Origin of the sequence: Kosakonia sp. MUSA4 (assembly GCF_013085925.1) — a bacterium.
Classification (GTDB): Bacteria; Pseudomonadota; Gammaproteobacteria; order Enterobacterales; family Enterobacteriaceae; genus Kosakonia; species Kosakonia sacchari_B.
Genome location: NZ_CP025697.1, coordinates 4,385,362 through 4,411,574, shown reverse-complemented (window position 1 = coordinate 4,411,574; position 26,213 = coordinate 4,385,362). Strand labels below are relative to the sequence as shown.

The window sequence follows — 26,213 nt, the reverse complement described above, 5'->3', positions numbered from 1 at the left end:
CGAACTATAATAAGCAATACGCCTTCTCTATTACCGTGCGATTGTGCAGGGCGCTAAAGCTAAATAGACGGCGTCAATAAAAACTCCCGTCTTGCGCTTTAAATGAGAATTTCCTTATATACTGTCGGCGGCGGTCAGTTAAGGTCAAGTGACGTTATCGATAAATGGCAATGAACTTATTTAATGCATCTATAAATAACACCTTTATTTATAACTGCATCGTGAAGCAAACCCAGTCTGCATGGGCATTATCGCCAGCATAGAGGAAAAAATTATCGCTGTGCGGAGAGTCAGTCTTTTAATTAATAATTACGAAAAGTTGCAATCTTCATTATTTATCCATAATCCTCCTTTTTTTAATCATTTGTTATTTATCGTCCGTATACGTTTTTTCTTTAACGATAAATTGCATTGTATATATTGAGTTTGTCTATAAATAACGTTCTCTATTAATATTGCGGTTGGTTGATATTGAACCTGGTTATTTTTTCAATTAGGATGTCGACGAACTCTTCTTTAAGAAAAAAGATTATGCATTCTGAAAATGATATTTTCGGCTCTGATAATATGCTTGCCGCACTCGAAAATGTTCACGATGCTGTCGTACTACTGGATAGTATGGAAACCGTGTTTTTCTTTAATCGTGCGGCGGAGAAATTATGGGGCTATCCGCGAATTTCTGTGCTGGGGTGTAAAGCCTCCGCGATTCCGTTGTTCAGCTCACTCGATGTGATGCCGACGGGCACCGAAAGTGAGCGTGCGTTAACGGTGATCTCCGCTACCGGTGAAGAGACATCGCTGGCCGCGACCATTAGTTATGAAGGTAGCGGCAACATCGGTTCTCCCTGCCGCATTGTCGTGCACATCGATCAGGAACGCGTCACAAAGCTCTCGACCTTTGACCGGCTTACCGGGCTGCCGAATCGTGGCGCGCTGCACCAGTATATTGATCAGACGCTGGCCAGCAGCGTGTGCGATCGCGCGGCGTTTTTCTTTCTCGATCTCGATCATTTTAAAGACGTCAATGATGCGCTGGGCTACGCCGCAGGGGATAACGTGCTGGTGGCGATTGCGCAACGCCTGATGACGGAGTTCTCCCGCCAGGGGTTTGTCAGCCACGCCGACAGCGATGCATTTGTGCTGGTGATCCCGGATTGCGATTACACCCGCGCCACCAGCATTGCGCAGAAGATCCAGGCGCTGTTCCGTATGCCGTTTAATGTTGCCGATCTGGCGCTGAATGTGACGGTCAGCACCGGTATCAGCCTGTACCCGGATCACGGCGTTTCGCGCGATGGCTTGATCAAACATGCCAACCACGCCTCACATCTGGCGAAGGCGGCGGCGTCCGGCGGTTACCTGTTCTTCAGCACCGAGATGAATCAGGTCGATCAGGAACGTTTAAAACTGGCGGCGGCACTGAAGCTCGCCATCGCCAGCAATTTGCTGCATTTGCACTATCAACCGCAAATATGGCTGAAGAATGGTGAGCTTTATGGTGTGGAAGCGCTGGCGCGCTGGACCGATCCGGTACTGGGTGATGTTCCCCCAGGAAAATTCATCACCCTGGCCGAAGAGACCGGCGAGATTGAAGCCATTGGTCGCTGGACACTCCATGAAGCTTGCCGCCAGATGGCGGAATGGCGCAGTAACGGCATTCATGTGCCGGTGGTATCGGTAAATCTTTCACCGATCAACTTTTATAACAGCAGTCTGCCGCATTACATCTCTTATCTGCTGCGGCAATACCGCATTCCGTCAAGCTGCCTGACCATTGAGATCACCGAAGGGGTGATGATGGACAAACGCCCGGAAACGATGGAGGTGATCTGCGCGGTGCGCGAGCTGGGTGTCGGGCTGTCGATGGACGATTTTGGCACCGGCTTCTCCTGCCTGTCGCGTCTGGCGCATTTACCGATGACGGAGCTGAAAATCGACCAGAGCTTTATGCGCGATCTCAGCGAAGGCAGCAAAATGAAAGCCATCGCCACTACGGTGGTGAAAATCGGCCAAAGTCTGCATCAGACCGTGGTTGCCGAAGGGGTGGAAACCGAGCAGCAGCGTAATCAACTGCGCGATTTGCAGTGCGACATTGCCCAGGGCTATCTCTACTCCCGCGCCCTGAATGCTTCTGCGCTGGCAGGATGGGTGCAAAGCCGGTTACAGCCCGAAATGCGTTATGAGTGAAATCGCAAGGTAGCAGTGGCCCAGGCCTGAAAGGAATATCAGTCCGGAATAACCCCCGGTGCGCGTCCAGTGCCGGGGGATTATTTTATTTATTTTTTAATAATATTATCCTGCCGCCTAACTGAAGAATTTCAGTGCCACCAAAAATAAGCAGAAAAATAACATTCCCCACGACATTTGACGATGCGCTTGCCGTGCGGGATTGGTGCTGGTGGTTTTATTTTTGCTCGTGTCGATGTCCATAATGAAATATTACCCAGGCCGATAATAAACCGATGCCAGCCCTTGCCGGGCGGGCATGTATGAAAAACGATGAACGATGGCGCGCCAGCAGGCTGGGCGTCATTTTTTGTTTTATAGATGATGTTTATTAATTCACTTATATATATAGAAATACCATTCACTGATATTTCTTTGGCGACTATACTTAATAAGTGAAGAAAAATTATCTTACCTGTAAAAAATGAAAATTCCACGTGTAAATTTAGCTTTGGGATAATTAATTTATCGTGATAGCTACTTTCTATTATTCAGCGTTAATAACGGTGATTGCATAAATAAATACCGCCAGCGGCGAATACGGAGCGGCGATAACGAAAAAGCCTGACGCAATGTTGCGCAACGAAGCTATGATGGCTGCTCTTGATGGATGGCAGCGCAGGTACGGTCACAATAGACCCGCAGGATCGGGGTGCGCCGCCAGCCATTACGCAAATACGTGCGAATCTGATTCACTTTCTTATGCATAGTCGGCAGTTTATGTATTACAGGTAGTTATATTATGGTGGCTCTCTTGCGACCTGTGCGCATTCTGGCAGGGTGAATATCAGGACGCAGGGATCGGCGAGAAACGCTATCTCGCTCACCAAAGAGTCGTTAAGCGCATAGCGGGTCATGCGGAACAAGATCATGAATAATGAAAAAAAAGTTGATCACCAGGATGAAGATACCGGGCACCTCTTCGAACTGCTGAACAATAATTCAGACTGGGTTTGGGAAGTGGATGCGCAGGGACGTTATACCTGGTCTTCCGAGGTGGTCACGGAGCTGCTTGGCGTGTCGCCGAAAGAGGTCATTGGCAAAACGCCCTTCGATTTTATGCCGCCGGGGGAAGCCGAACGCGTGGCAGGCGCGTTTGGCGCGATTGTAATGGAAAAGCGGGCTTTTTCCGGCCTGGTAAACCGTAACCAGCGTGCTGATGGCAGCATTGTGGTGCTTGAGACCAGCGGCGTTCCGCTGTTTGATGAGCAGGGCGAACTGCGCGGTTATCGCGGCATCGATCGCAATATCTCCAACCTTGGCGAGCGGGTTCTGCAACTGGAAACTATCTACGAAACCACGCCGGTGGCGCTGTGCATGATCGATCGCCAGGGGCGAATGGTGATGTCCAACAAAGCGATGGCGAAGCTGTTGGGGGACACTGTGCCGCAGGGTTTTGAAAGCCATGTTCAGCAGTTGATGCCTGATTACTGGCCCTTTTTTCTCACCGATTTTACCCTTGCGGACCAGGGCGAAGAGCTGCCTTCGCGCGAACTCGGCTGGCGCGATCGCTGCTACGATATTCAGTCGGTTCCGGTACGCGATGCGATGGATGCGGTTGTCGGTTTATCGGTGACCTGGGTGGATATCACTGAGCGTCGTCATGCAGAGCATAAGCTCGCCAGCGCGAATAAAGTGCTGCAACAATACGCCCAGATCGACCATCTGACTGGCTTGTTTAACCGTCGCTATATGGATGAGTGTCTGCTGGCGGAGATCGCCCGCGCGTTGCAGGAGGATTTTCCGCTGTCGGTTTGTCTGGCGGATATCGATTACTTCAAAAACTATAACGATAGCCAGGGACATCAGGCCGGAGATGACTGCCTGCGCATCGTTGCCAGAACCCTGACCTCATCGCAACTGCGCAGCGACAATAATGTCAGCCGCTATGGCGGCGAAGAGTTTCTGATTATCTTACCTGGCACCGATTTGGCGCAGGCGATGGGAATGGCTGAAGGCGTGCGCAGTCGTGTCAGCGCGCTACAGATGCCGCATGACGCCAGCCCCATCGGCTTTATTACCCTCAGCATTGGCGTGGCGACATTGCAGGCCGGGCAGCCGGAGTGTGAGGATAAACCGCTGCATATGATTGCCAGCGGCCTGATCCATCGGGCTGATACCGCGCTCTATGCGGCGAAAAGACAGGGACGCAACCAGGTCGTTTCCGCGCGGGATACCTCTTCCAGCTAAAAGGGAGCTATCAGGCTCCCTTTTAACGTCTCAGGCCAGCGCCTGTTTCCAGTCGGCAATCAGATCTTTTTCATCTTCAATACCCACCGACAGGCGAATCAACTGTGGCGTAATGCCGTTCGCCAACCGCTGTTCCAGCGGGATTGAGGCGTGCGTCATGCTGAATGGCTGGCTGACCAGGCTTTCAACGCCACCGAGGCTCTCGGCCAGCGTAAACAGTGTTAATTTGTTGATGATCTCCGTTGCCCGCGCATCGTCGCCTTTCACCACCACGGAAATCATGCCGCCCGGCAGCGCCATCTGCGTGCGGGCCAGTTGATACTGCGGGTGGGATTCCAGCCACGGAAACCACACTTTTTCCACCTGCGGTTGCTGCTCCAGCCAGCGGGCAAGCGCCAGCGCGTTGCTGCTGTGGCGCTCCACGCGCAGGGAAAGCGTGCGGATACCGCGCAGCGTCAGGAAACTGCTGAAGGGATCAAGCACGCCGCCGACGGCGTTTTGCAGGTAACCGAGTTTTTCCGCCAGTTGCGGGTTATCACCGACGACCGCCAGACCGGCAACCACATCCGAATGGCCGTTCAGGTATTTGGTAGCGGAGTGCACCACAATATCGAAACCCAGCTCCAGCGGGCGATGGATCACCGGCGATGCGAAGGTGTTATCCGCCACGCTCAGCACGTTGTGACGTTTGGCGATGGCGGCGATAGCGGCCAGATCCGCCAGCTTCAACAGCGGGTTGGTGGGCGTTTCCACCCAGATCATTTTGGTCTCCGGACGAATGGCGGCTTCCAGCCCGGCCAGATCGTCGGGTTTCACCCAGCTTACCTGCAAGCCGGCGCTGCGGCGGCGCACGTTTTCAATCAGGCGATATGTGCCGCCATAGACATCATCAATCGCCACCAGATGGCTGTCTTTATCCAGCAGTTCAAGCACCGTGGAGATACTGGCGAGACCGGAGGCAAAAGCATAACCGCGTGTGCCGCCTTCCAGTTCGGCGATAGCCGTTTCCAGCGCGTGGCGCGTCGGATTGCCGCTGCGCGAATATTCATAGCCGGTGTGCTGGCCCGGCGCAGGCTGCGCAAAAGTGGAGGTGGCATAAATCGGCGGCATTACCGCGCCGTGTTGGTCATTGAAGACGCCGCTGTGGACGCTTTGCGTTGCCAGATTTTTCATTTGGTTTTCCTTATTGTTCAAGACGGTTGCGCCAGGTTGTCAGCACATCGCTGCGGGTTATCAGGCCGACAAAGCGGCCGTTATCGGCGATCACCGCCACCAGGCCGCGATCGAAAATGTTGCGCAGTGCGCTTTCCGGCGCATGCTTATCAAGAATTTCTACGTTACGCGTCATCGCCTGGCGAACCGGCAGGGAGAAGCGCTGGCTGTCGCCCTGCACGTGGCTTATCAAATCCCACTCGTCGACGATGCCGACCAGTTGGCCGTTTTCCAGCACCGGCAGTTGCGAAATGTCATACAGCCGCATGCGCGCCAGCACGGCGGCGAGACTATCTTCCGGCGCGGCGGTCACGGTGGCGCCTTCGTCGTGACGCAGGGCGATAAAATCCGTGAGATCGCCATTCGACGGGCGCGACAGCAGACCTTGCTGGCGCATCCAGTCGTCATTAAACATTTTCGACAAGTATTTGTTGCCGCTATCGCAGGCGAAAGTGACCACCCGTTTTGGCGAGGTTTGCGCCTGGCAGTAACGCAGTGCGGCGCTGAGCAGGGTGCCGGTAGACGATCCCGCCAGAATACCCTCCTGTTGCAGCAATTCGCGTGCGGTGGCAAAGGCTTCACGATCGGTGACGCGGAAGGCTTTATGCACACCGTCGATCTGCGCCAGCGGCGGAATAAAATCCTCACCGATACCTTCAACCAACCAGGAACCCGGCTCACCATAACGGCCAGTTTCAACCTGATCGGCGAGGATCGATCCTGCTGGATCCGCCAGGACGAACTCGGTGTGCGGCGAGTGTTGCGCGAACCAGGCCTGTAAACCGCCAAGCGTGCCGCCGGAACCGACACCGACAACGATGGCGTCAATTCGGCCGTCGAGCTGGGCAAAAATTTCCGGTGCGGTGGTGGTCGCGTGCGCCAGAGGGTTGGCTTCGTTATTGAACTGATCGATGTAAAACGCGCCCGGCGTTTCTTGCGCCAGACGGCGGGCGTAATCCTGGTAATAGGCCGGATGGCCTTTGTTGACGTCGGAGCGCGTCAATACCACTTTTGCCCCCAGCGCGCGCAGGTGGAAAATCTTCTCACGGCTCATTTTGTCCGGCACCACCAGGATCAGCGAATAGCCTTTTTGCGCGGCGATCAGCGCCAGCCCCAGCCCGGTATTTCCGGCGGTGGCTTCAATAATCGTGCCGCCAGGCGCCAGCAAACCCAGCCGTTCGGCTTCATTGATCATCGACAGCGCCACGCGGTCTTTAATCGAACCGCCGGGGTTCTGGTTTTCCAGTTTGAGAAATAATTCGCAGGGGCCGCTTGCCAGTTTATGCAACTGCAACAGCGGCGTGTGGCCGATCAATTCGGTTACTGAATGGAAGACAGACATTGTGTATTCACCCGTGGAAAAAACTGATGCACGGATGATAGGTCTGTCATTTTTCGCTTTTAAAGAATCTTTATTCGGTGTTTAGAACAAACGGAAATATAAAGCTCTGTTTAGCCATCAGGAAGGAGAGCCGTATAGTCGTCCGGACGTGTTAATAGCTAAAAAACGTCGTTTTGCGCTGATTTCATGCACTTTTTGTCGCTTCTTTGCCGGAGTTATGCGTTTTTCGGTAATAGATTGCGAAAAAAATCCTTATGGCCAAATTGCGCATTCCGCCGCTTTTAGCGCTTTTGGTTATAAGTGAGTGATATTTAGTTATTTGAAATATAACTGTGGCTGATTATTATCACCTGGACATCCATACTGCTAAACCGCCAAACGGAAACACCAACGAATGATCGTGCTAAGGAATATTTCCAAAATTTTCGACCAGGGAAAGGCATCGATTACCGCCGTCGACAGCGTCAATCTGACGGTTGAGCAGGGGCAAATTTACGGAATTATCGGCTACAGCGGCGCCGGGAAAAGTACGCTGATCCGTTTGCTGAACGGGCTGGAAAAGCCGACCAGCGGCAGCGTGGTGATTAACGGTCAGGACATTGCGCAGGCAAAGGGCGAAGCCCTGCGCCAGGCGCGTCTGAAGATCAGCATGGTCTTCCAGCACTTCAATTTATTGTGGTCGCGCACGGTCAGCGAAAACATCGCCTTTTCTATGCAGATTGCCGGTGCGCCAAAAGCGAAAATTCAGGCCCGCGTGGCGGAGCTGATCGAGCTGGTGGGGCTGAAAGGCCGCGAGAATGCCTATCCGTCGCAGCTTAGCGGCGGGCAGAAACAGCGCGTTGGCATAGCGCGTGCGCTGGCGAATAACCCCGATGTGCTGCTGTGCGATGAGGCGACCTCGGCGCTGGATCCGCAAACCACCGATCAGATCCTCGATCTGCTGCTGGATATTAATCGCCGCTTCAAACTGACCATCGTGCTGATCACCCATGAAATGCACGTGGTGCGCAAGATCTGCGATCGGGTCGCGGTAATGGAGAACGGCAAAGTGGTGGAAGAGGGCGACGTGCTGAACGTCTTTACCCATCCGCAGCAGCCGATTACCCGCCAGTTTGTGCGCCAGGTAAGCCAGTATAAAGAAGAAGAGACGTTCAACCCGGAGTTGAACAGCGAGCTCGACGGTACGGTCATTAAGCTGACGTTTACCGGCCACAGTACGCACCAGCCGATCGTCGGTGAACTGACGCTGCGTTACGGTCTGCCGTTTAATATTCTGCACGGCAAGATGTCGCAGACGGCGCACGGTGTTTTTGGACAATTATGGGTGCACGTGAAGGCGACCCCGGAACAACTGGACAATATCCTTGCGGATTTGCGCAACAGCGATATTGCAAGCGAGGTCGTAACACATGGCTGACTCTTTCTTCCCGCATCTGAAATGGGAACAACTCTGGGCGGCGACGCAAGAGACGTTATATATGACGACGCTCTCCGGCGCGGCAACGTTCGTACTGGGTATTTTGCTGGGGCTGGCGCTGTTTCTGACGGCGCGCGGCGGGCTGTTCCAGAACCGCACGCTGTATAGCGTGATTTCGATTCTGGTGAACGTTTTCCGCTCTATCCCGTTCATCATTTTGATTGTGCTGTTGATTCCTTTTACTAAAACCATCGTCGGGACCATTCTCGGCGCGAATGCCGCGCTGCCCGCGCTGATTGTCGGTGCAGCGCCGTTTTACGCGCGCTTAGTCGAGATTGCGCTGCGCGAGGTGGATAAAGGGGTGATTGAGGCGACGCGTTCAATGGGCGCGCGGCTGAGCACACTGGTCTTTCGGGTATTACTGCCTGAATCATCACCTGCGCTGGTGTCCGGTATTACCGTGACGCTGATTGCGCTGGTGAGCTACAGCGCCATGGCCGGGGTTATCGGCGCGGGCGGGTTGGGCAATCTTGCTTATCTGGAAGGATTCCAGCGCAACCACAACGACGTCACGCTGGTGGCGACGGTGACGATTCTTATCATCGTCTTCATTATTCAGTTCTGCGGCGACGTGATCACTTCTCTGTTAGATAAACGATAATTATTGGAAACCACCATCATGAAAAAAACACTGACACTGATTGCCGCAGCAACCCTTAGCGTTCTGAGCTTCTCCTCCTGGGCGGATACACTGACCGTCGGCGCATCCAACGTGCCGCACGCGGAAATTCTGGAGCAGGCGAAACCGATTCTGGCGAAGCAGGGCATCGATCTTGAGATCAAACCGTTCCAGGATTACATTCTGCCGAACACCGCGCTGGCCAGCCGCGAACTGGATGCCAACTACTTCCAGCATATTCCGTACCTGAACAGCGTTATCAAAGATCATGCGGGCGACAAATCTTATGATTTCGTCAGCGCCGGTGCGATCCATATCGAGCCGATTGGTATCTACTCCAAAAAATACAAATCGCTGAAAGACCTGCCGGAAGGCGGCAAAGTGATCATGCGTGATGCCGTTTCTGAAGAGGGGCGTATTCTCTCGATCTTCGAAAAAGCGGGCGTGATCAAGCTGAAACCGGGCGTGGATAAAGTGACGGCGCGTATCGACGATATCGTTGAGAACCCGAAAAAACTGAAGTTCCTGCCGAACGTGGAAGCGGCGCTGCTGCCGCAGATGTATAACAACGATGAAGGCGATGCGGTGGTGATCAACGCCAACTACGCCATCGATGCGGGTCTGGATCCGGTACACGATCCGATCGCCGTTGAGAGCGGTGAAAACAACCCGTATGCCAACATCATTACCGTACACCGCGGTGACGAGAAGAAAAAAGATATCGTGGCGCTGGTGAACGTGCTGCACTCCAAAGAGATTCAGGACTGGATCCGTACCAAATATAAAGGTGCGGTGATCCCGGTTAACAACTGATCCCCTTCGCGCGCGGTTTTGCCTGGCCGCGCGCCATTTCCTTCTGCCCCTTCTCTTATTCCTTGTGATTAATCTCACCAATTTTAAACATCTGCGTTAACACTCATTAACAATGCACTACTATTGCCGGGTTCAGTGACTGCGGGAGCCAGCAATGAAAGATGTCGTGATTGTGGCGGCGGTGCGTACGCCGATCGGCTGTTTTCAGGGAGCGCTGTCGCGCCATTCTGCCGTAGAACTGGGTAGCCTGGTGGTGCAGGCGCTGGTGGAACGCAGCGGCGTACAGCCACAGGATATTGATGAAGTGATTTTAGGCCAGGTGTTGACCGCCGGGGCCGGGCAAAACCCTGCCCGCCAGTCGGCCATCAAAGGCGGCCTGCCAAACACCGTTTCCGCCATTACCATTAACGACGTATGCGGTTCCGGGCTGAAAGCGCTGCATCTGGCATCGCAAGCGATTCAGTGCGGCGAGGCGGATGTGGTGATCGCGGGCGGTCAGGAAAATATGAGCCGCGCGCCGCATGTTCTGACCGACAGCCGTACCGGGGCGCGACTGGGTAACAGCCAGTTGATTGACAGCCTGGTGCATGACGGCCTGTGGGATGCGTTCAATGATTATCATATGGGCGTTACCGCCGAGAACCTGGCGCGCGAATATGGCATCAGCCGCGAGCGGCAGGATGAGTGGGCGTTAAGCTCGCAGCATAAAGCGCGTGCGGCGATTGATGCTGGTCGTTTTCGTGATGAAATTGTCCCGGTGAAGACGCAGAGCGCGGACGGGCAGCCCTTGCTGGTGGAAACCGATGAGCAGCCGCGCACCGATCCTACTGCGGAAGCGCTGGCGAAACTGACGCCCGCCTTTGAACAGGCGGGTTCAGTCACTGCCGGAAATGCCTCGCCGCTGAACGATGGCGCTGCTGCCGTACTGATGATGAGCGAAGGCAAAGCGGCCGAACTGAATTTACCGGTGCTGGCGCGTATTCGCGCCTTTGCCAGCGTTGGCGTCGATCCGGCGCTGATGGGGATCGCGCCGGTTTATGCCATGCGCCGCTGTCTGGAGCGCGCTGGCTGGCAGCTTGACGATGTCGATCTGATCGAAGCCAACGAAGCGTATGCCGCGCAGGCGCTGTCGGTGGGGAAAATCCTCGAATGGGATGAGAAGCGCGTAAACGTCAACGGCGGCGCTATTGCGCTGGGCCATCCGATTGGCGCTTCCGGTTGCCGAATCCTGGTGTCGTTAGTGCATGAGATGCAAAAGCGCAATGCCCGCAAAGGGCTGGCGACACTCTGTATCGGCGGCGGTCAGGGCGTGGCGTTGGCCGTTGAACGCGATTAATCTCTTCCTTATTGCGAATAAAGCCTTCCGCCCGGAAGGCTTTATTGTTTGTGACGCTCATCGCATGAGTTGTTTCAATTAAAATAAAACCTCTCTTTTTCGTACTAATAACGCGCTCGATTTAATTAAAGCATTTATTTAAATATCTATATCTATATTATCCCCTACGTTACAATTTGAAATGATCAAGATAAGCTGGCTTATTATTAGCGGGTTTTAGTTGTAGATCTATGTTTTGCATTGTGTTTTTTATTTGTATTTAACTATGTAAGACAACCGTTAATAGAAAAATGGTGTGATCTTGACCTTGTTTGTTGCTGTTTTTAACTGGAATTTATTGATATTCATCACGCCGTTATACAGAGTTCAGTCGCAGGTTAATATTTACGATCGCGATCACTAAAATAAAGTTCCCGTAAAAATAAAATAGAATTCCATAAAAATGGAACACAATTTTAATTTCTTGGGGTAACTCATGTTTAAAAAATCTCTGGCTCTTGCTTCACTCCTTGGCGCATCCTTCGCTTCACAAGCGGTCACTGTAGACTTACGTCATGAATACATCGATAGCGGTTCAAACGCCGATCGCGTTGCGGTTTCTCATCGCTTTGAAAATGGCGTCGGTTTTGGTGTCGAAGCGAAATGGAAATCGGGCGGCGACGATGCGGATAAACCGCTAACGGAAATCGTCGGTAACGGTCACGAAGAATCCATTAACTGGCGCTGGGCAGCGACCAAGAATATTGCGTTAACACCAGGTTTTAATATCGAAAGTAAAGATACCAACTCTATCTATAAACCCTATATTCACGCGCAGTACAGCTTCGATAACGGCGTTTATATTGCTGGCCGTTACCGCTATGAATACACACGTAACCCGGATTCCAGCACCGTTGATAACAAGGTCAACAAATTCGATGCATGGATCGGCTGGGCGATGGGCGATTATCGCGTTGAGCTGAACTATGTCTACGCTAAGAGCACCGAAGATGTTATTCGCGAGAACAACAAAACCTATTCCAACGAATACAATGCCAAAGTGGCCTATAAACTGGATAAAAACTGGTCTCCGTATGTGGAAGTCGGCAACGTCGGCGTGAAAACCACTGACGAACGCCAGACCCGTTTCCGCGTCGGTGTAGCGTACTCTTTCTGATTGTCTGCATTACCCTCAATACATTCCCCGGAGCTTTTGGCCGGGGATTTTTATGTTCGTCATATGCCCGTTATACTTCGCGCCGCAGGTGCGTTGGCTTTCCTCGCGAACCCCAGTCACTTACTTCAGTAAGCTCCTGGGGATTCGCTGCGTCGCCGCCTTCCTGCAACACGAATTATTTAGGGCATACATTCACAAGAGCATAAAAATACCGCCTTGTTGTAGGCCGGATAAGCGTTAGCGCCATCCGGCGTGTAATGCGCACGGAAGGGGATTTGCCGGATGGCGGCTGCGCCTTATCCGGCCTACGGAGAAGCTCAGGTTCGATGTTACAGGCATAAAAAAAAGCCCTCCGAAGAGGGCAAGGCCAGTTACAGAAACACTTACTCAAAATCTATGCTTGCAATAAAGTGCGTTGTTCCGGAAGTTTCGCGATATAGAGCGCCGGTTTGCCGTCTTTATCTGAACTAAACAAAATCGCGCTGTCGTCCGGTGTGAACGACGGATGTGGATGAGTCACCTGGCGGCTGTTGGCAAAGGTCGCCCATGAGGTGTCGTGGCGCGCCACGCGGAAATAGCCTTTTTGCGCCACGTCGAAAACGTACAAATAAGGATCGTTGTCGATGGTGTAACCGCTGGTATCTTTTACATCCACCGGCGTACCGGAACCATCGCCAACCAGCAGCGTGCCGTCGAAATTACTCATCAGATGCGAGCAGGCAGGCATCGGCATGACAGCTTCATTGACGCCGGTATCCGGGTTGAAACGGTAAATCATGCGGCCCTGTTCTCCCTTCAGATACGAGACATACACCAGCGCGGAACCGTTCGGCACCCAGAATTCGTGCGTGCAGCTTTCGCCTTCCGCGTGATCTTTCACTTTGCGCACGTTGCTGCCGTCTTCGTTCACCAGCCACATCCGCGCGTCCACCAGATCGTGCGGGCCTTCATGGCAGAACGCGACGGTATTGTCGTCGAACGGACGGTAGATGGGATGACCGAGCCAGCTTTTCTCTTCATGGATCACGCTGCTTGCACCGCTTTGCAGATCGACACGCAGCAGGCGGCAGTGCGGCCCTTTATGGAAGAAATCATGGAACAGTTTCCAGTCATTCAGCGGCGTCCAGTCGCTGGCGGCAATCTCGATCCCCACCAGTTTGCTGCAATCGCTATTGGCAACCCAGGTGCCGTAACCGACCCACTCATCCGGCACGCGATAAACTTCACGCTCCGCCAGCGTCTGCAAATTCACTTCGCGCAGGGTACGATCGTTTTTCACATAGTAGAGCGCGCTGTCATCCGGAGAGAGAAAACCACCGAAGGTGTTGTCGCCCGCGCCTTCCGTTAACTGAATGGCTTCGGCTTTGGCGATATCCAGCAGGTAATAGTTCCAGTGTCCGTCAAATTCACCGGCGAATAGCAGATGGCTGCCATCATTAAAGAAACACTTTTGATAAAAGTAATTCCGGTGACAGGTCACTTCCGGTGGGGTTAAGCGGGTGACTTCCGCGCCGGTATCCGGATCGCGGCTGACTGCATAATTGAGTTTTACCCGCATGCCTTTCGCCATTATTTCGCTCCTTTTTCGGGTCTGCTGGGAAAGCGTGCGTCCCAATGATGACCACTGATTCTCATAAGTTTAAAAACAGGGTATTAAATTATCAAAACATTGTTTCAATATGTGTGATTACTGACGCACTTTATAAGAAAACTCCAGCTCTTGCGCAGGCCAGGGAGACAAGAAAAAGCCGGGCGAAGGCGAACTTTGATTTTAAACAGGAAAAGTGCCAATCGGCTGCCGGAATTCAAAGGTCAGCTTAACCTATTGTTTGGTATTATTAATTTCAAGTTAAAGATGTAAAGAAAACCCTCCGCTGGTGCTGTCAACGCCAAACAATCGTGATCGCACTTACAGATTTCATAATAACTGGCAGAAAAATTGAAACGTTGTTTTATTCATAATTGAAAACATGTTTTAGCCGGGATAAGATGCATCTAAAGAAGAAACGGAACGACGTTTCCAGTTCCGTTTGATGCCGTTTCGGTCAAAATTTACGTCGGAGGTTATTGTGGAAGTCAGACAAAGCATCCACAGTGCGCACGCCAAAACGCTGGATACCCAGGGCCTGCGCAATGAGTTTTTAGTTGAAAAAGTGTTCGTTGATGACGAATACACCATGGTCTACAGCCACATCGACCGCATCATTGTTGGCGGTATTAAGCCGGTACAGAAAAGCGTCTCTGTCGGCGGCGAAGTGGGCAAGCAACTCGGCGTGACCTATTTCCTCGAACGCCGCGAGCTGGGCGTCATCAACATTGGCGGTCCGGGTACGATTACCGTTGACGGCCAGTGCCATGAAATTGGTCACCGCGATGCGCTATACGTTGGCAAAGGCGCGAAAGAGGTGGTGTTCGCCAGCGTCGATAGCGCAAAACCAGCCAGGTTTTACTACAACTGCGCGCCTGCGCACATGACCTTCCCAACGAAAAAAGTGACCCCTGCGGATGTTGCGCCGGTCACCCTTGGCGATCCGCTCACCAGTAACCGCCGCACCATCAATAAATATTTCGTGCCGGACGTGCTGGAAACCTGCCAGTTAAGCATGGGGCTGACCGAGCTTGCGCCGGGCAACCTGTGGAACACCATGCCGTGCCATACCCATGAACGCCGCATGGAAGTCTATTTCTACTTCAACATGGAAGAAGATGCCTGCGTCTTCCACATGATGGGAGAACCGCAGCAAACGCGTCATATCGTGATGCACAACGAGCAAGCCGTCATTTCTCCAAGCTGGTCCATTCACTCGGGTGTTGGTACGCGTGCGTACACCTTCATCTGGGGAATGGTGGGTGAGAACCAGGTCTTTGATGACATGGATCACGTCGCTGTAAAAGATCTGCGCTAATTGCGGGCAGCATAAAACCATGCCTGTCCGGTACAGGCGCTGATAGATTAAGGAACTAACATGATTCTGGATGCATTTTCTCTTCAAGGTAAGGTTGCGGTGGTGAGCGGTTGCGATACCGGTCTCGGTCAGGGGATGGCGCTGGGTCTGGCGGAAGCAGGCTGCGACATCGTTGGCATCAACATCGTTGAACCGACAGAAACCATCGAGCGCGTAACCGCGCTGGGCCGTCGTTTTCTCAGCCTGACCGCCGATCTGCGTAAGATCGACGGCATTCCGGCGTTGCTGGAACGTGCGGTCGCTGAATTCGGCAAGATCGACATTCTGGTGAATAACGCCGGTTTGATCCGCCGTGAAGACGCGATCAACTTCAGCGAGCGGGACTGGGACGACGTCATGAACCTGAACATCAAGAGCGTATTCTTTATGTCTCAGGCGGCGGCGAAACACTTTATCGCTCAGGGTAACGGCGGCAAGATCATCAACATCGCTTCCATGCTCTCCTTCCAGGGCGGCATCCGCGTTCCGTCTTACACTGCGTCAAAAAGCGGCGTGATGGGCATCACCCGTCTGCTGGCTAACGAATGGGCGAAGCACAATATCAACGTCAACGCGATTGCGCCGGGCTACATGGCGACCAATAACACCCAGCAACTGCGTGCCGACGAGCAGCGCAGCGCCGAGATCCTCGATCGTATCCCGGCGGCGCGTTGGGGTCTGCCGAGCGATCTGAAAGGGCCGGTGGTGTTCCTCGCGTCAAAAGCATCTGACTATATCAATGGTTACACCGTGGCTGTTGATGGCGGCTGGCTGGCTCGTTAATTCACCTGCCGGAGCCTGATAAAACCTGCCTGCGGGCAGGTTTTTTTATATCTGCATAAAGTTTGTCCATATGTGTCTAATTGAAAAATCCATATCTATTTCTACTGAAATCACACTCTTGTTTATAAATTACATATAAATCATATTGTTAAAATTAGTTTAGTGCTTAAACTATATTTTCAAAATTGTAAACTCCATCACAAAACGCAGTGTCACAGCTATTTTGTCCATATCTTCGCGAGTTCCTCACTGACGCTACCTGCGATTGCTGGCTTACTTTCATAGAACACCTTACTTTGTGCAGGCAGGGAAAAAATGGCTTCTATCAGTAATGACTCTGTAATACTTCCGCGCGCGTTGCGTGATACCCGGCGGATGAACCTGTTTGTTTCTGTTTCGGCAGCGGTCGCCGGGCTGTTGTTTGGCCTTGATATCGGCGTAATCGCCGGTGCGCTGCCGTTTATTACCGATCATTTTACGTTGAGCAGCCGCCTGCAAGAGTGGGTGGTGAGCAGCATGATGCTCGGTGCGGCGCTGGGCGCGCTGTTTAACGGCTGGCTCTCGTTCCGCCTGGGGCGTAAATACAGCCTGATGGTCGGTGCGGTGCTGTTTGTGGCCGGTTCACTCGGTTCGGCGTTTGCCGGTAGTGTGGAAATGCTGCTCCTTTCTCGCGTGCTGTTGGGCATTGCGGTGGGGATTGCCTCTTACACTGCGCCGCTCTATCTCTCTGAAATGGCAAGCGAAAACGTGCGCGGCAAGATGATCAGCATGTACCAGTTGATGGTCACGCTGGGGATTGTGCTGGCGTTCCTCTCCGATACGGCGTTCAGCTACAGCGGCAACTGGCGGGCGATGCTCGGCGTGCTGGCGTTGCCAGCGGTGCTTTTGATTATTCTGGTGATTTTCCTTCCCAACAGCCCGCGCTGGCTGGCGCAAAAAGGGCGTCATATCGAAGCGGAAGAAGTGCTGCGGATGCTGCGCGATACCTCGGAAAAAGCGCGCGAGGAACTGAACGAGATCCGCGAAAGCCTGAAACTGAAACAGGGCGGTTTTCAGTTGTTTAAAACCAACCGCAATGTGCGCCGCGCGGTGTTCCTTGGCATGTTGTTGCAGGCGATGCAGCAGTTTACCGGGATGAACATCATCATGTATTACGCGCCGCGCATCTTTAAAATGGCCGGTTTTACCACCACTGAGGAGCAGATGATCGCCACGCTGGTGGTCGGGCTGACCTTTATGTTCGCCACCTTTATCGCGGTGTTTACGGTGGATAAAGCGGGGCGTAAACCGGCGCTGAAAATTGGTTTCAGCGTGATGGCGATTGGCACGCTGATCCTCGGTTACTGCCTGATGCAGTTTGATAACGGCACGGCGTCCAGCGGCTTATCCTGGCTGTCGGTCGGCATGACGATGATGTGCATTGCCGGATATGCGATGAGCGCGGCGCCGGTCGTGTGGATCCTTTGCTCGGAGATCCAGCCGCTGAAATGCCGCGACTTTGGTATTACCTGTTCCACCACCACTAACTGGGTGTCGAACATGATTATTGGCGCGAGTTTCCTGACATTGCTGGATGCGATTGGCGCGGCCGGGACGTTCTGGCTCTATACGGCGCTGAATCTGGCGTTTGTCGGCGTCACGTTCTGGCTGGTGCCGGAAACCAAAAACGTCACGCTGGAGCATATCGAGCGTCGTCTGATGTCCGGCGAGAAGCTGCGGGATATTGGGGTTTAACGGTTTGAAATTGCCGGATGGCGCTGCGCTTATCCGGCCTACAAACCCGAACCCGAACCCGAACCCGAATCCGAATCCGAAACCAAACTCGTAGGCCCGGTAAGCGCAGCGCCACCGGGCAATAACGATGCTACCGGGCAATAACGATGCCACCGGGCAATAACGATGCCACCGGGCAATAACGATCGCACCCGCAATAACCATTACACCCGCGCCAGATAGAGCGCGGGCATTCCTTCGGCATCCGAGGTGTAGAGCACCCATTGATTATCCGGCGTAAACGACGGATGCGGATGCGTCACCTGGCGGTCGCCGTCCAGCACTTTCCAGCTACTGTTATGCTGGCAAATCGCGGTCTGCTCGCCGCTGTTGATATTGAAAACCCAGATAAACGGATCGTTAAGATGAATATCGCCGGTATGGTGTGGCGCGCCATCGCCCACCACTAAGCTGCCATCCTCGTTACTCATCAAGTGTGAGCAGGGCGGGATCGCCATTAACTGACGGTTTTCCAGCGTCTGCGGATCGGCGCTGAACAGGTAGCGCTGCGGATCGTTCTCCTGATGCGCCACGTAATAGAGCGCGGAACCGTCCGGTACCCAGAATTCATGGGTAAAGCTCTCTCCCGGCTGATGCTGGCGCACTTTGCGCAGGTTGCTGCCATCTTCATTAATCAGCCACATGCGCGCATCAATCACATCGCGCGGCCCTTCATGACAAAATGCCACGGTTGAATCATCAAACGGACGGTAGATCGGATGCCCGAGCCAGCGTTTTTCCTGCAACAACGTGTCGCGTTCGCCGCTGTGTAAATCGATGCGGATCAACCGGCATTCCGGCTGCGTAAAGTAGAAGTCGCGGAATTTTTGCCAGTCGGTCAGCGGTTGCCAGTCGCTTTTCTTGATTTCGATAGCCACCAGTTTTGTGCAGTCGGAATTCGCCACCCAGGTGCCGTAAGCCACCCAGTCGTCATCCACCTGATAAACGATGTGCTCTTCCAGTGTGTGCAGATCAACACGCCGCAATTCGCGGCTGTTTTTCACATACCACAGCGAACGATCGTCCGCCGATAAAAAACCGCCGAAAGTATTATCCCCGGCGCCTTCGGTTAACTGTGTTGCTTCGTGACGGGCAAGATCCAGCAAATAGTAATTCCAGTGGCCTTCAAACGCGCCGCCGAAGAGGAGTTTCCCGCCGTCGCGGGTAAAGCATTTTTGGTAGAAGTAATTGCGGTGACAAATAATGTGCGGCGGCGTCAGACGGATAACCTCATGCCCCGTTTCTTCATCGTGCTGGCGACGGAAGGTGAGTTGAACAATTTTCCCCTTTGCCATCTGCGGCTCCTTAGATAAAAAAATACCCTGCCGCGGGCGGGCAGGGTATGTCGTGACGGAAAAACGTTAGCGCATCGCGCGTTTCAGGATACGTTCAGCCTGGCGCTGGAAATCAGCGGCCGTTTCTTCCACGGATTTCTGACCATAATCGATGTACTGAATCGCCGTGCCGAACTGGGCAACAATTTGCGGATCGTCAAAGTACGGCGACACAGAGAGTTTGGTCGGCAGAGACTGCGCCAGGCGCAGACCCGCCACCGAGGGATCGTTCTCTTTGATCGCACCGTTGGCGGTCAGCGTTTGTACTGCGGCTTTGCTCAGCGGCACGCCACGCTCCAGACCCAGCGTTTCCACACCCTCTTTGCTGTTGAGCAGGAAGTTGATCACTTCTGCCGCTTCTTTCGGATGTTTGGTGGATTTACCAATCGACAGCATCTGCGCCGGTTTGAAGAACAGACCCGCATCCGTTGCGCCTGGCAGCATCGGGTAATCACCCAGTACCAGTTTGGCTGGCGGCTTCAGGTTGTCGGAGTATTTGGTGATGGTGGAGTTCCACATATAAGTACCGGCCCATTCACCTTCGATCCACGGCTTCATCTCATACATGTTGCTCTTACCGAACGACGCATAATATTTGGTGTCCGGCATCACATGGCTATCGACCAGTTTTTTATACATCTGGAAGAATTCCACCCACTGCTCGCTGCTGTAGCTGAATTTCTTCGCTTTTTCGTCAACGGCCGGAATGTTGTACTTCTGCACCATGTAAGAGTTCAGCAGCGCCAGCGTATCCTGGTGCTCCAGCACTACCGGGTAATACTGTTTGCCAAGTTTGCTTTCGAAAGTTTTGCCTGCGGCTAACAGCTCATCCCAGGTTTTTGGGAAAGCGACGCCCGCTTTTTTCCACTGCTCGTCATTAAAGTAGAAGACGCGCGCGGTAACGGAGATCGGAATGCCGTTCAGCTTGCCGTCAACGGTGGTGGATTGCAGCTCTTTGGCGTCGAACTGGCTCAAATCGATGATGTCTTTCACCTGATTCAGATCGTAAAAGCCTTCGCCGTTTTTCGAGAAAATCGGCAGCCAGTTCCAGTTGGTTTGCATCACATCCGGCTCGGTGCCGCCAGCGATTTGCGTGGTCAGACGGGAGAGGTGGCCGTCCCAGCCGGTGTATTCGGATTTAACGTTAATGTTCGGATGCTGTTTGTGAAACTCTTCCAGCGCTTTTAATGTGACCTGATGACGGCCGTTGCCCCCCCACCAGGACATACGCAGGTCAACATTATCAGCAGCAGTTGCGGGTACAGCGCACATGCCCAGAGTTGCGGAGATAACGGCGCCTATAAGCACTTTTTTCATTTTTATACTCCAGAGTTTGTTTAAACGTTATTCTTCGGGCTGCCGCGTTGTTGACGGCGCCTGCGCACCCCGGTGGGGATGCACTGACTTGCCGCCTCGACGCGTCCCGAAGAATTTCGTTTTTATAGGGAAATGTTCTGTTCTGTTTTTGCGTCAAAAATATGACACTTATTCATATCAAACTTAAAATACACCTTACGATGAAGTCCCTTTGCAATCATTGGCTTAGCTTCATCGGAAGGAATTCGTGCCGTTAACTCGTAGTCAGCGACTTTCAGGTAAATAAAGAACTCGTGCCCCATGTTTTCGACACGCACCAGATCGCCGCTGCCGCAATCTTCATCGAACGGCTCATCGGCAACGGAGACAAATTCCGGACGCACGCCGAAGAACACCTCTTTGTCGGCATAGCCCGCCACTTTCTCCTGTTGACGCGCATTCAGCGCCAGCGTTTCGTGGCCGAGGGTGATATGCAGTTGATCTCCCTTCTTCACAATCTTTGCCGGTTTGATGTTCATTTCCGGCGCGCCGATAAAGCCCGCCACGAACATGTTTTTCGGGTAGTGATAGAGGTTGTCCGGGGTGTCGACCTGCATGATATGGCCGAGCTTCATCACGCAGATGCGATCGCCCATGGTCATCGCTTCGGTCTGATCGTGGGTGACATACACGGTGGTTGCCGGTTTACCGGATTTCTTCAACTGCTTGTGCAGGTCGGAAATACGGATGCGCATGGACGCGCGCAGTTTGGCGTCGAGGTTCGACAGCGGTTCGTCGAACAGGAACACATCCGGCTTTTTCACAATCGCGCGGCCGACCGCCACACGCTGCGCCTGGCCGCCGGAAAGCTGACGCGGCAGCCGGTCCATCAGCTCTTCCAGTTCGAGGATTTTCGCCGCTTCATCCACCTGTTTGGTGATCTCATCTTTCGGCAGCTTGCTCAGCTTCAGGCCGAAGGCGAGGTTTTCCCGCACGGTCATATGCGGGTAGAGCGCGTAGTTCTGGAACACCATGGCAATACCGCGCGCCTTCGGTGCGAGGTTATTGACGATCTTCTCGCCGATGCGCACTTCGCCGCCGCTGATGGTTTCAAGGCCTGCCAGCATGCGCAGGGTGGTGGATTTAGCGCAGCCGCTTGGGCCGACAATCACCATAAATTCACCGTCGGCAATTTTCAGGTCGATACCATGTACCGCTTTGAAGCCGTTGGAGTAGACCTTTTCCAGTTTGTTGAAAATCACTTCAGCCATGATAACCCCTTAACCTTTAATTCCACTGCTGGTTACGCCCTGTACGAAGTAGCGTTGTGCCAGGAAGAAGACAATGATGGACGGCAGAATGGAGATACTCGCCATTGCCAGAATTTCGTTCCACGGCGCACCTTCGGTCACGTCGATGGACATTTTCAGCGCCAGTGCGATCGGGTATTTATCCACGCTGTAGACGTAAATCAGCGGCCCGATAAAGTCGTTCATTGACCACATGAACTGGAACAGCGCGACGGAGATAATGGCCGGTTTCAGGATCGGCACTACCACGTACCACAGCACCTGCCAGGAGTTACACCCGTCGATCTGTGCCGCTTCTTCCATGTCGCGCGGCACGCCGCGTAAGAACTGAATCAGCATAAAGACGAAGAAACCTTGCGTGGCGAAAGCCAGCGGCAGATAGAGCGGCATATAGCTGTTGAGCATGCCCATTTCACGGAACATCAGGTACTGCGGGATCAGCAACACGGTGCTCGGCAGCAGCATGGTGGCGATCAACGTACCGAACCAGAAGTTCTTCCACGGGATCTCAAAGCGGGCGAAACCGTAAGCCACCACCGTTGAAGAGATGATCGTCAGGATCACTTTCGGGATCACATACTTGAAGGTATTCAGCATGTAATGGCCGAAGGTGTACTCTGTCCCGGTTTTCCAGCCGTTGATAAAACCGTCCCACGTTGCGTGCGTCGGCCACAGCCCCAGCGTGGTGAAGATTTCGTGGTTCGGTTTGAACGACGCCGAGAACATCCACGCCAGCGGGTAAAGCATTAACAGGCCGACAAAGAGCAGGATCGTATAGCGGATCCAGGCGCTGATTTTCTCGCGGCGCAGGGTGCGCGCCACTTCACGTTCGGCTTCCTTCATGCCCGGCGTGAGATGTTGGATATCAGCCATTTTTGCCTCCCTTATCGGCAGAGTAGAACACCCAATATTTCGAGGATTTAAAGGCGATGGAGGCAAAGACCGCCACAACAAGGAACAGAACCCAGGCCAGCGCCGCACCGTAACCCATATCGAAATATTTGAAGGCGGTATCGTAGATGTAGAGTGAGAACAGATAGGTGTAATAGGTCGGGCCGCCGCCGGTGATGACATACGGGCCGGTAAACTCCTGGAACGCCTGCGTGGTCTGCATAATAAAGTTGAAGAAAATCACTGGCGTAATCAGCGGTACGGTCACTTTCATGAACATCTGCCACTTGCTGGCGCCGTCGATCATTGCCGCTTCGTACTGGGATTGCGGGACGTTTTGCAGCGCGGCAAGGAAGATCACCATCGCCGAGCCAAACTGCCACACGCGCAGCAGCGTCACCGACATCAGCGCCAGCGACGGTTCACCCAGCCAGTTCACCGGATCCAGGCCGAACACGCCGATAAAGTTGTTCAACAGGCCATCAATGGCAAACAGTGCGCGCCACAGCACGGCGATGGCGACGGAGCTGCCAAGAATTGACGGAATGTAGTAAGCCGTACGGAAAAAGCCGATGCCGCGAAGTTTAAAATTCAGCACAAAGGCAATACCCAGCGCAAAGGCCAGCTTCAGCGGGATGGTCAAAAAGACATAGGCAAAAGTCACGCCCATCGATTTCCAGAAGAGGGTATCTTCCGTAAACATGTAGCGATAGTTTTCGATGCCGTTAAATACCGGCGGGCTCATCAAATCGTACTCAGTAAAACTGAGAAAGAATGATGAAATGAATGGGAAAGCCGTAAAGACTATCAACCCAATAATGTAGGGCGATATCCAGGCCAATCCCAGTAGTCTGTTTTCATTCATACATACCTACCTGGCGAACAATGTGTAATACGGATTCGGAGAGTTACTTTCTCCCGCCGCCGTAGCCGCGGGGATAAAAACAGCGTCTGTATGTGCGCTCGCTCACAATATTTGCCGTGGCGGGCGCTATGGAGGTCTAACTCACAGAAATTATTGGTAAAACCCCTGGTTTTAATAACGTCTGAACATGCATTCTTGATTTGTAAAACATCGTTTTAAATATTTTATTGGGTTTTAAATTCGCGTCATTCGATTAATTCGCGAAATGTGATCAAAGTCGAAACGATGTTTCAATAAAGTGAGGTGGTAGCGTTTTTCGCCCGAAAAACACCGGGTTTACAGAATCATCCAGGGGAAATAAACGCGTAATATTGTCGCGGATTAAGTATCGCAGAATGAAACCATTCAAAATGAAAACGATTATCTGGCGAATTATTTTACTGGCTGTGGGAAATAAAAAACGCCCCTAATAATAGGGGCGTTAATTAGGGTGCTTACTATCATTATTTTAAGAAATCTTCGCGCACCGGAGTGAAGGTATCGAGCAGGGTTCCCGCCTTCAGGCAGACGCAGCCGTGCATAATGTGCGGTTGCTTATAAAGAGTATCGCCTGCGGTGACGATATGTTTCTTATCACCGATGGTAAATTCGAACTCACCGGATAAGACATACGTGAGCTGTTCGTGAGGATGGTTGTGCATCGGGCCGATGGCACCTTGTTCGAACATGACTTCGACCGCCATCATTTTGCCGCCATGGGCGAGGATACGACGCGTTACGCCGTTGCCCAGATCGTCAAGCTGAGTGTCTTTATGGAAGATAAACATCGGGCTGTCCTGTAGTGAAGAAAAAAGTTAGTGAAACGTTGTTTCAAAATAATTTATCTCAGCGTTGCGCAAAAATAAACGCGAGACCAGAGAAGTTGAAAGTCGATCACAACTTTGATTGACTGATTGCAAAACCTGACGGAGAAACGCTATGAAAACGATAGGGCTGCTGGGTGGGATGAGCTGGGAATCAACCATCCCTTACTATCGCCTGATTAACGAGGGTGTGAAGGCCCGGATGGGAGGTCTGCACTCCGCCAGTTTGTTGCTGCACAGCCTGGATTTTCACGAAATCGAAGCCTGCCAGGCAACGGCGCAGTGGCACAAAGCGGGCGAAATCCTCGCGCAGGCCGCTGCGGGTCTGGAGCAAGCTGGCGCGCAGGCCATTGTGCTTTGTACCAACACCATGCACAAAGTGGCCGGGCAAATTGAAGAGCGTTGCCATATTCCGTTCCTGCATATTGCCGACGCCACCGGGCGCGCCATTGAAAGCGCGGGCATGCGCAACGTTGCGCTGCTGGGCACGCGTTACACCATGGAGCAGGATTTTTATCGCGGGCGGCTGGAAAGACAGTTTGGTATCGAAACCTGCGTACCCGGCCCGGAAGATCGCGAACGCGTGAATGAAATCATCTTTGAAGAGCTGTGCCTTGGCACATTCAGCGATGAGTCACGTTACTATTTTATTAACCTGATCAAACAGATGGCGAGTGAAGGCGCCGAAGGGGTGATTTTCGGCTGTACCGAGATTGGCCTGCTGATACCGGAAAAGAGCAGCCCGATTAAGGTGTTTGACACCGCCACGCTGCACGCAGCCGATGCGGTGAATTTTATGCTCTCTTAAGCGTCGCCCAGCATGGCGGCCAGCGGCTGGGCGATCAGCGGCATGGCTGCCTGTAAATGGCGCGCGAAAGCATCCACCAGCGCCGACGCCGGGCGATGCAGCGGGCGGATCAGGCTGACGGTAAAGGGCACGTCAATGCTGAAACGGCGCACGGCGATACCGCTGGCGGCGTAATCCAGCGCCGTCAGCGGGTTAACCACCGAAAGCCCAACGCCCGCGCGCACCATCGCACAAACCGAGGCGGCGCTATGGGTTTCCAGCACCATTCGCCGCTTCACCTGATGTTCCGTAAACAGCGCATCCAGCAATTGCCGGTAACTGTCGGTACGCGACAGGCTGATGTAATTCTCCCCCTGAAAATCAGCTGGCGTCAGCACCGTTTTGCTGGCCAGCGGGTGATCCTGCGGCATTACGCACACTTCATTACAGGTCAGTAGCGGCGTGCGTTCGGTGCCCGCTGGCGTGCTTAGCGTTTCGGTCAGGCCTAAATCATGGCGCTGCGCCGACAGCCACTCCTCCAGCAGCGGCGACTCCTGCGGCACAATGTTCAGGCTGACATCCGGATAGCGGGCGAGAAAAGGTTGTAACAGCAGCGGTAAAAATGATTGCGAGAAGACGGGCAGACAGGCGACGGAGAGTTCCCCTTGGCGAAACTCGCGCAGGCTTTCGGCGACGCTGACAATGCGGTCCAGCCCGTACCATGAGCGTTGCACCTCTTCAAACAGCCGCAACCCTTGCACCGTAGGATGCAAACGCCCGCGCGAACGTTCAAACAGCTTCAGCCCCAGCACCTTTTCACAGCGCGCCAACTCGCGGCTGACCGTCGGCTGCGAGGTATGCAGCAATGCTGCGGCTTCGGTCAGATTGCCGGTGGTCATCACCGCGTGAAAAATTTCGATATGTCGCAAGTTAACGGCTGGCATCGCGGAATTCCGTTGCTGTGGGTTATCCATATCATTTTTGCATAGAGTGGC

22 protein-coding genes are annotated in these 26,213 nt (G+C 53.2%); 11 read left to right on the top strand and 11 right to left on the bottom strand.

Annotated features, from left to right (window positions below):
- The first annotated feature begins 531 nt into the window (after nt 1-531).
- Complete coding sequence (locus C0557_RS20790) at nt 532-2,187, top strand: EAL domain-containing protein (RefSeq protein ID WP_208660680.1); 1,656 nt, start codon at nt 532-534, stop codon at nt 2,185-2,187.
- A gap of 131 nt (nt 2,188-2,318) precedes the next feature.
- Here the strand turns inward: C0557_RS20790 and C0557_RS20785 are convergent, their stop codons facing one another.
- Nucleotides 2,319-2,591: a hypothetical protein gene (locus tag C0557_RS20785; protein WP_208660678.1), complete on the bottom strand. Its 273-nt coding sequence runs from the start codon at nt 2,589-2,591 to the stop codon at nt 2,319-2,321.
- Between the two features lie 505 nt (nt 2,592-3,096).
- Between C0557_RS20785 and C0557_RS20780 the strand changes: the two genes are divergently transcribed.
- Nucleotides 3,097-4,416: a sensor domain-containing diguanylate cyclase gene (locus tag C0557_RS20780; RefSeq protein WP_208660676.1), complete on the top strand. Its 1,320-nt coding sequence runs from the start codon at nt 3,097-3,099 to the stop codon at nt 4,414-4,416.
- A 30-nt stretch (nt 4,417-4,446) separates the two neighbouring features.
- Here the strand turns inward: C0557_RS20780 and C0557_RS20775 are convergent, their stop codons facing one another.
- Together C0557_RS20775 and C0557_RS20770 are read right to left on the bottom strand one after the other, a co-directional pair.
- Nucleotides 4,447-5,589: a PLP-dependent aspartate aminotransferase family protein gene (locus C0557_RS20775; RefSeq protein WP_043956718.1), complete on the bottom strand. Its 1,143-nt coding sequence runs from the start codon at nt 5,587-5,589 to the stop codon at nt 4,447-4,449.
- 10 nt (nt 5,590-5,599) lie between these two features.
- Entirely contained in the window at nt 5,600-6,970 is a 1,371-nt protein-coding gene (locus C0557_RS20770) for a cystathionine beta-synthase (protein WP_208660674.1), read from the bottom strand.
- Between the two features lie 394 nt (nt 6,971-7,364).
- On the opposite strand from C0557_RS20770, the gene C0557_RS20765 reads away from it, so the two are divergent.
- The 5 genes from C0557_RS20765 to C0557_RS20745 all read left to right on the top strand — a co-directional run bounded on the left by C0557_RS20765 (nt 7,365) and on the right by C0557_RS20745 (nt 12,371).
- Nucleotides 7,365-8,387: a methionine ABC transporter ATP-binding protein gene (locus tag C0557_RS20765; protein ID WP_208660672.1), complete on the top strand. Its 1,023-nt coding sequence runs from the start codon at nt 7,365-7,367 to the stop codon at nt 8,385-8,387.
- The gene (locus tag C0557_RS20760; protein WP_090133573.1) at nt 8,380-9,048 is read left to right on the top strand and encodes a methionine ABC transporter permease; all 669 of its coding nucleotides are present in this window, start codon (nt 8,380-8,382) and stop codon (nt 9,046-9,048) included. The genes C0557_RS20765 and C0557_RS20760 overlap by 8 nt, the downstream gene beginning before the upstream one ends.
- Nucleotides 9,049-9,066: 18 nt before the next feature.
- Nucleotides 9,067-9,879, top strand: a complete 813-nt coding sequence (locus C0557_RS20755; RefSeq protein WP_208660670.1) for a MetQ/NlpA family ABC transporter substrate-binding protein — start codon at nt 9,067-9,069, stop codon at nt 9,877-9,879.
- A 154-nt stretch (nt 9,880-10,033) separates the two neighbouring features.
- Nucleotides 10,034-11,215, top strand: coding sequence for an acetyl-CoA C-acetyltransferase (locus tag C0557_RS20750; protein ID WP_208660668.1), 1,182 nt, complete (start codon nt 10,034-10,036; stop codon nt 11,213-11,215).
- 475 nt (nt 11,216-11,690) lie between these two features.
- Nucleotides 11,691-12,371, top strand: a complete 681-nt coding sequence (locus tag C0557_RS20745; RefSeq protein WP_074773017.1) for an oligogalacturonate-specific porin KdgM family protein — start codon at nt 11,691-11,693, stop codon at nt 12,369-12,371.
- A 394-nt stretch (nt 12,372-12,765) separates the two neighbouring features.
- On the opposite strand, the gene C0557_RS20740 is transcribed toward C0557_RS20745, so the two are convergent.
- Complete coding sequence (locus tag C0557_RS20740) at nt 12,766-13,941, bottom strand: oligogalacturonate lyase family protein (RefSeq protein WP_208660666.1); 1,176 nt, start codon at nt 13,939-13,941, stop codon at nt 12,766-12,768.
- A gap of 499 nt (nt 13,942-14,440) precedes the next feature.
- Here C0557_RS20740 and kduI point away from each other — a divergent pair, with 499 nt between their 5' ends.
- The 3 genes from kduI to C0557_RS20725 all read left to right on the top strand — a co-directional run bounded on the left by kduI (nt 14,441) and on the right by C0557_RS20725 (nt 17,833).
- Nucleotides 14,441-15,277, top strand: coding sequence for a 5-dehydro-4-deoxy-D-glucuronate isomerase (gene kduI, locus C0557_RS20735; protein WP_208660663.1), 837 nt, complete (start codon nt 14,441-14,443; stop codon nt 15,275-15,277).
- 60 nt (nt 15,278-15,337) lie between these two features.
- Complete coding sequence (kduD, locus tag C0557_RS20730) at nt 15,338-16,099, top strand: 2-dehydro-3-deoxy-D-gluconate 5-dehydrogenase KduD (protein WP_007370330.1); 762 nt, start codon at nt 15,338-15,340, stop codon at nt 16,097-16,099.
- A 315-nt stretch (nt 16,100-16,414) separates the two neighbouring features.
- Complete coding sequence (locus tag C0557_RS20725) at nt 16,415-17,833, top strand: sugar porter family MFS transporter (protein ID WP_208660661.1); 1,419 nt, start codon at nt 16,415-16,417, stop codon at nt 17,831-17,833.
- A gap of 203 nt (nt 17,834-18,036) precedes the next feature.
- On the opposite strand, the gene C0557_RS20720 is transcribed toward C0557_RS20725, so the two are convergent.
- The 6 genes from C0557_RS20720 to C0557_RS20695 form a co-directional block, all read right to left on the bottom strand.
- Nucleotides 18,037-19,167, bottom strand: coding sequence for an oligogalacturonate lyase family protein (locus tag C0557_RS20720; protein ID WP_208660659.1), 1,131 nt, complete (start codon nt 19,165-19,167; stop codon nt 18,037-18,039).
- A 66-nt stretch (nt 19,168-19,233) separates the two neighbouring features.
- The gene (locus tag C0557_RS20715) at nt 19,234-20,523 is read right to left on the bottom strand and encodes an ABC transporter substrate-binding protein (RefSeq protein ID WP_208660657.1); all 1,290 of its coding nucleotides are present in this window, start codon (nt 20,521-20,523) and stop codon (nt 19,234-19,236) included.
- A gap of 122 nt (nt 20,524-20,645) precedes the next feature.
- Nucleotides 20,646-21,773 (bottom strand): ABC transporter ATP-binding protein, encoded by a 1,128-nt coding sequence (locus C0557_RS20710; protein ID WP_074773037.1) that lies wholly within the window; start codon nt 21,771-21,773, stop codon nt 20,646-20,648.
- A gap of 9 nt (nt 21,774-21,782) precedes the next feature.
- Nucleotides 21,783-22,685 carry a carbohydrate ABC transporter permease gene (locus C0557_RS20705; protein ID WP_007370335.1) on the bottom strand — a complete coding sequence of 301 codons (903 nt, stop codon included), beginning with the start codon at nt 22,683-22,685 and terminating at the stop codon, nt 21,783-21,785.
- A complete protein-coding gene (locus C0557_RS20700; protein WP_074773040.1) occupies nt 22,678-23,568 on the bottom strand; it encodes a carbohydrate ABC transporter permease in 891 nt (296 codons plus the stop codon). The genes C0557_RS20705 and C0557_RS20700 overlap by 8 nt, the downstream gene beginning before the upstream one ends.
- 503 nt (nt 23,569-24,071) lie before the next feature.
- Complete coding sequence (locus tag C0557_RS20695) at nt 24,072-24,395, bottom strand: cupin domain-containing protein (RefSeq protein ID WP_090133595.1); 324 nt, start codon at nt 24,393-24,395, stop codon at nt 24,072-24,074.
- 151 nt (nt 24,396-24,546) lie between these two features.
- Between C0557_RS20695 and C0557_RS20690 the strand changes: the two genes are divergently transcribed.
- Nucleotides 24,547-25,239, top strand: a complete 693-nt coding sequence (locus C0557_RS20690) for an aspartate/glutamate racemase (RefSeq protein WP_043956731.1) — start codon at nt 24,547-24,549, stop codon at nt 25,237-25,239.
- On the opposite strand, the gene C0557_RS20685 is transcribed toward C0557_RS20690, so the two are convergent.
- Entirely contained in the window at nt 25,236-26,162 is a 927-nt protein-coding gene (locus tag C0557_RS20685; RefSeq protein WP_208660655.1) for a LysR family transcriptional regulator, read from the bottom strand. The genes C0557_RS20690 and C0557_RS20685 overlap by 4 nt on opposite strands.
- Between the last annotated feature and the right edge of the window lie 51 nt (nt 26,163-26,213).

Coding starts and splice junctions, on each gene's coding strand:
- C0557_RS20715 (WP_208660657.1), bottom strand. CDS start 20,523: ATGAAAAAAGTGCTTATAGGCGCCGTTATCTCCGCAACTCTGGGCATG.
- C0557_RS20765 (WP_208660672.1), top strand. CDS start 7,365: ATGATCGTGCTAAGGAATATTTCCAAAATTTTCGACCAGGGAAAGGCA.
- C0557_RS20780 (WP_208660676.1), top strand. CDS start 3,097: ATGAATAATGAAAAAAAAGTTGATCACCAGGATGAAGATACCGGGCAC.
- C0557_RS20725 (WP_208660661.1), top strand. CDS start 16,415: ATGGCTTCTATCAGTAATGACTCTGTAATACTTCCGCGCGCGTTGCGT.
- C0557_RS20700 (WP_074773040.1), bottom strand. CDS start 23,568: ATGAATGAAAACAGACTACTGGGATTGGCCTGGATATCGCCCTACATT.
- C0557_RS20695 (WP_090133595.1), bottom strand. CDS start 24,395: ATGTTTATCTTCCATAAAGACACTCAGCTTGACGATCTGGGCAACGGC.
- C0557_RS20705 (WP_007370335.1), bottom strand. CDS start 22,685: ATGGCTGATATCCAACATCTCACGCCGGGCATGAAGGAAGCCGAACGT.
- C0557_RS20720 (WP_208660659.1), bottom strand. CDS start 19,167: ATGGCAAAGGGGAAAATTGTTCAACTCACCTTCCGTCGCCAGCACGAT.
- C0557_RS20790 (WP_208660680.1), top strand. CDS start 532: ATGCATTCTGAAAATGATATTTTCGGCTCTGATAATATGCTTGCCGCA.
- C0557_RS20690 (WP_043956731.1), top strand. CDS start 24,547: ATGAAAACGATAGGGCTGCTGGGTGGGATGAGCTGGGAATCAACCATC.
- C0557_RS20760 (WP_090133573.1), top strand. CDS start 8,380: ATGGCTGACTCTTTCTTCCCGCATCTGAAATGGGAACAACTCTGGGCG.
- C0557_RS20740 (WP_208660666.1), bottom strand. CDS start 13,941: ATGGCGAAAGGCATGCGGGTAAAACTCAATTATGCAGTCAGCCGCGAT.
- C0557_RS20755 (WP_208660670.1), top strand. CDS start 9,067: ATGAAAAAAACACTGACACTGATTGCCGCAGCAACCCTTAGCGTTCTG.
- kduD (WP_007370330.1), top strand. CDS start 15,338: ATGATTCTGGATGCATTTTCTCTTCAAGGTAAGGTTGCGGTGGTGAGC.
- C0557_RS20750 (WP_208660668.1), top strand. CDS start 10,034: ATGAAAGATGTCGTGATTGTGGCGGCGGTGCGTACGCCGATCGGCTGT.
- C0557_RS20710 (WP_074773037.1), bottom strand. CDS start 21,773: ATGGCTGAAGTGATTTTCAACAAACTGGAAAAGGTCTACTCCAACGGC.
- C0557_RS20745 (WP_074773017.1), top strand. CDS start 11,691: ATGTTTAAAAAATCTCTGGCTCTTGCTTCACTCCTTGGCGCATCCTTC.
- C0557_RS20770 (WP_208660674.1), bottom strand. CDS start 6,970: ATGTCTGTCTTCCATTCAGTAACCGAATTGATCGGCCACACGCCGCTG.
- C0557_RS20775 (WP_043956718.1), bottom strand. CDS start 5,589: ATGAAAAATCTGGCAACGCAAAGCGTCCACAGCGGCGTCTTCAATGAC.
- C0557_RS20685 (WP_208660655.1), bottom strand. CDS start 26,162: ATGCCAGCCGTTAACTTGCGACATATCGAAATTTTTCACGCGGTGATG.